General features: G+C 59.5%; 4 protein-coding genes. 1 reads left to right on the top strand and 3 read right to left on the bottom strand.

What is annotated here, in order from left to right:
* Positions 1-91: 91 nt before the first annotated feature.
* The gene (locus QMX98_RS32890) at positions 92-967 is read right to left on the bottom strand and encodes an AraC family transcriptional regulator (RefSeq protein ID WP_010463159.1); all 876 of its coding nucleotides are present in this window, start codon (positions 965-967) and stop codon (positions 92-94) included.
* A 138-nt stretch (positions 968-1105) separates the two neighbouring features.
* Between QMX98_RS32890 and QMX98_RS32885 the strand changes: the two genes are divergently transcribed.
* Positions 1106-2008, top strand: a complete 903-nt coding sequence (locus QMX98_RS32885) for a DMT family transporter (protein WP_282411995.1) — start codon at positions 1106-1108, stop codon at positions 2006-2008.
* Between the two features lie 21 nt (positions 2009-2029).
* Here the strand turns inward: QMX98_RS32885 and QMX98_RS32880 are convergent, their stop codons facing one another.
* Together QMX98_RS32880 and QMX98_RS32875 are read right to left on the bottom strand one after the other, a co-directional pair.
* On the bottom strand, positions 2030-2539 hold the full coding sequence (locus QMX98_RS32880) for a DUF2165 domain-containing protein (protein ID WP_010463155.1): 510 nt from the start codon (positions 2537-2539) through the stop codon (positions 2030-2032).
* Between the two features lie 142 nt (positions 2540-2681).
* On the bottom strand, positions 2682-3656 hold the full coding sequence (locus QMX98_RS32875) for a D-glycerate dehydrogenase (RefSeq protein ID WP_169856327.1): 975 nt from the start codon (positions 3654-3656) through the stop codon (positions 2682-2684).
* Positions 3657-4032 lie beyond the last annotated feature (376 nt).

Below are 4032 nucleotides of genomic sequence, written 5' to 3'. Positions count from 1 at the left end.
GGCAAGCCTCGCTCCTACACGTTTTACGTTGTCCTTGTAGGAGCGAGGCTTGCCCGCGAAGACGGCATGACGGGCGCTGAAAATGTCGGGACTAACGCAAAAACGCCTGCCGATACTCGCCGGGCGTTCCACCCAAAACCTGCCGAAACCGATTGGTGAAATGGCTCGCACTGGCAAAGCCACACGCCAATGCAATCTCCCCCAAAGGCTGCGATGTCGAACGCAACAACTCCCGCGCCCGGCCCAGTCTGCGCGCCAACACATACTGATGCGGCGGCAAGCCAAAGCTCTCCCGAAACATCCTCGCAAAGTGATACTCCGACAGCGTGCACAACGCCGCCAATTGCCCCAGGCTGATCGCCTCGGCCAACTGATTGTCGATGAACTCCACCAACTGCCGCCGCTGGTGCGCCGCCAATCCGCCTTTTAACCGCAAGCCCTCACGCATCCCGACCTGGCCGAGCAACACGTGGCTGAGCATTTCGTGAGCCAGGCTGCTGGTGAGCAGGCGCTCGCCGGGTTCGTCCCAGCTGAGGGTAAGCATCTGCCGAAAGCGTCGGGCCTGCGCCGGGTCGTCAAGGAAAGTGGCTTCGCGCAATTGCAGTTCGCGAGGCTCGCGGTCCAGCAGCGTGACGCAGCCGAGGGCAAATTGTTCGGGGCTGAAATACACATGGGCGAGGCGAATGTCGCCGTTGATCACCCAGCCCGACTGATGCTCGGCCGGCAGGATGCACAGCTTGTCCGGGCCGCCCTTGGTGCCGGGCTGATCGCGGCGGAACGTGCCGGTGCCGCCAGCGATGTAGCACGACAGTGTGTGGTGGCTCGGCGCTTCGTAATCCTGGGCGTCGTGATGGTTGCTCCACAAGGCTGCAGCCATGCCGTCACCGAGCTCGGCGCTTTGCTCCAGACGAGCATTGGGCGAGCGGTTGAGGGCTTGAAAGACTTGCAGGGTTTCCAGTGTGGGCATGATGGCTTCTCTCCAACGCCTTGCATCCTACTCCGTAGACCATGCGCTGCCAGCCTCCGCCACGACAAAAGCGCAAGTTTATGCAAGTGCGCCCACGCTTGGCGCAGGACACTGAGTTCCTATCGAGGAGCCTTTGTCATGAACCTGTCGTTGTACTTGCTGACCGTGCTGATCTGGGGCACCACTTGGATTGCCTTGAAATGGCAGTTGGGTGTGGTGGCCATTCCCGTGTCGATCGTTTATCGCTTCGGCCTCGCGGCACTGGTGCTGTTCGTCCTGTTGCTGCTCAGCCGGCGCCTGCAAGTGATGAACCGTCGCGGGCATTTGATCTGTCTGGCACAGGGCTTGTGCCTGTTCTGCATCAATTTCATGTGTTTCCTGACGGCCAGTCAGTGGATTCCCAGCGGGCTGGTCGCCGTGGTGTTTTCCACGGCCACGTTGTGGAACGCGCTCAATGCACGGGTGTTCTTCGGCCAGAAAATCGCCCGCAACGTTTTGATGGGCGGTGCGTTGGGCTTGTCCGGGCTTGGCCTGTTGTTCTGGCCTGAGTTGGCCGGCCACACCGCCAGCCCGGAAACCTTGCTCGGCCTGGGCCTGGCATTGCTCGGCACCCTGTGTTTCTCGGCCGGTAACATGCTCTCGAGCCTGCAACAGAAGGCCGGTTTGAAGCCGTTGACCACTAACGCCTGGGGCATGGCGTATGGCGCCGCGATGTTGTCGGTGTGGTGTCTGGTCAGGGGCATTCCGTTCGACATGGAATGGAACGCGCGCTATATCGGCTCGCTGCTGTACCTGGTGATTCCGGGTTCGGTCATCGGCTTCACCGCGTACTTGACGCTGGTCGGGCGTATGGGCCCGGAGCGAGCGGCCTATTGCACCGTGCTGTTCCCGGTCGTGGCGCTGAATGTCTCGGCGTTTGCCGAAGGCTATCAATGGACCGCGCCGGCATTGGCGGGGCTAGTTTTGGTGATGCTTGGCAACGTACTGGTGTTCCGCAAACCCAAGGCGCCGATAGCGCAAGGCAATGGCAAACTCGCCTGAATACGTCGGGGCCGAGTGCGCTTAGCGCTCGGTCCGGAGTGCGACGAATATCAGCAGCGGAAGTATGAAGTCGACAATATGCCGGGCCCAGTCCTTGGCATTCCAGGTTTGTGATTCGTCCATGTTGAACCATTCAACGCCGATCACTTGCAGGCAAACGTAGTAGACAAATATGGCGATCAATAATCCGATGATTGAAAACTTCTTGGCCTCATGGAATTCCTCGGCCGGCGCATTCCTGTAATGGAAAAGATAATAGGCGCCAATCAGGCAGAAGGCCGTATAGATCACTTCTAGTGTAATGATGAACCAATAGATCCGGTGGTGGAGCATGGGTGAGGTGATTGCCCGGTAGTTCAGGTTGATATTTTCCCGGGTGGTGTCCATGCTCAGAATATGACTGACGTACTCATAGTTGGATGCGTAGTCGGTGAAGTTGCTGTACATCACCAGCAGGCCAAAAAAGCTTATATAAGTCATTAGTGCCAGCTTGCTGTATCTGATGATCTTGTCGGTAGTAATACTGTTCAAGGCTAGAGTGCTCCATCACTGTTTTCCGTGGGTCGGATAAGTGGTGGTGAGTGTATAGCGCTTGAACTATTTTAGTGGGCTGACTGAATTGCAAGTTATGTAAGGAGCGGGCAGAGACTTTATAAGTCTCTGCCCGTTTTAGTTAGCCTTTCCACACTTGCGGGTTGACCAGGTCTTGCGGGCGCTCGCCCAGCAGTGCGCTGCGCAGGTTAGCCAACGCACGGTTGGCCATGGCTTCGCGGGTTTCATGGGTGGCGGAGCCGATGTGCGGCAACGTCACCGCGTTTTTCAGCTGGAACAACGGCGACTCGGCCAATGGTTCTTTCTCGTAGACGTCCAGCCCGGCGCCGCGAATGCGGTTGTTTTGCAGCGCTTCGATCAGGGCGGCCTCATCCACGACCGGACCGCGCGCGATGTTGACCAGGATGGCGCTCGGCTTCATCAGGGCCAGTTCGCGGTGGCTGATCAAGTGCCGGGTTTTCTCGCTGAGCGGTACCACCAGGCAAACGAAATCGGCTTCGGCCAGCAGTTCGTCAAGGCTGCGAAATTGCGCGCCGAGTTCTTGCTCCAGCTGAGTCTTGCGGCTGTTGCCGCTGTAGAGGATCGGCATGTTGAAGCCCAGTCGCCCGCGACGGGCAATGGCCGCACCGATGTTGCCCATGCCGACGATGCCCAGGGTTTTGCCGTGTACATCGCAGCCAAACAGCGGTGCGCCGACGGTGGCTTGCCATTGTCCGGCCTTGGTCCAGGCATCGAGCTCGGCGACGCGGCGGGCGCTGCTCATGAGCAGGGCGAAGGCCAGGTCGGCGGTGCTTTCGGTGAGGACATCCGGCGTGTTGGTCAGCATGATCCCGCGTTCGTTGAAGTAGGCGACGTCGTAGTTGTCGTAGCCGACGGAGACGCTGGAGACGACTTCGAGTCTGGCGGCGTTTTCCAGTTGTGCGCGGCCAAGTTTGCGGCCGACACCGATCAGGCCGTGGGCGTGGGGCAGCGCTTCGTTGAACTGGGCGTTGATGTCGCCGTTTTTCGGGTTGGGGACGATGACGTCGAAGTCTTGCTGGAGGCGCTCGACCATTTCCGGGGTGACGCGGCTGAAGGCGAGGACGGTCTTTTTCATGGGAGGAGGGCTCGTCGGGGCTTGGTGAATGCCAAGCACGCTAACATTCTTCCCCGTTGTTGCGCGAGTCCGCGGATTGCCCGGGAGTTTCTGTGGGCGCTGGCCTGTCAGCGATGGCGGCCTTCGGGCCGACCATGTTGTGGTTGACCGGGTACATATCCATTCCTGCGGTTACGGCGGCTGGCGGTTTCGCCCTTACGGCGACTCACTTTTTTTTCAAACGCCAAAAAAAAGTAAGCAAAAAAAGGCTCGCCCCAAACGTCCGGCCCCTCGCCTGGGCTCGGCGTTCCTTCGCTCCGGTATCCATCCGGGGACACTGCCCTCCGGTCTGCTTCGCGACGACCTACATGCAGCGTGTTCGACTGCGTCGAACGGC

This window comes from Pseudomonas sp. PS02303 (genome assembly GCF_029959925.1).
GTDB classification, from domain to species: domain Bacteria; phylum Pseudomonadota; class Gammaproteobacteria; order Pseudomonadales; family Pseudomonadaceae; genus Aquipseudomonas; species Aquipseudomonas mandelii.
Note: the sequence above shows the minus strand (reverse complement) of the source record. Positions and strands in the feature narration are given on the sequence as shown.

Excerpts from the sequence above, each read along its gene's own strand:
- QMX98_RS32890 (WP_010463159.1), bottom strand. The coding sequence starts at position 967 with ATGCCCACACTGGAAACCCTGCAAGTCTTTCAAGCCCTCAACCGCTCG.
- QMX98_RS32885 (WP_282411995.1), top strand. The coding sequence starts at position 1,106 with ATGAACCTGTCGTTGTACTTGCTGACCGTGCTGATCTGGGGCACCACT.
- QMX98_RS32875 (WP_169856327.1), bottom strand. The coding sequence starts at position 3,656 with ATGAAAAAGACCGTCCTCGCCTTCAGCCGCGTCACCCCGGAAATGGTC.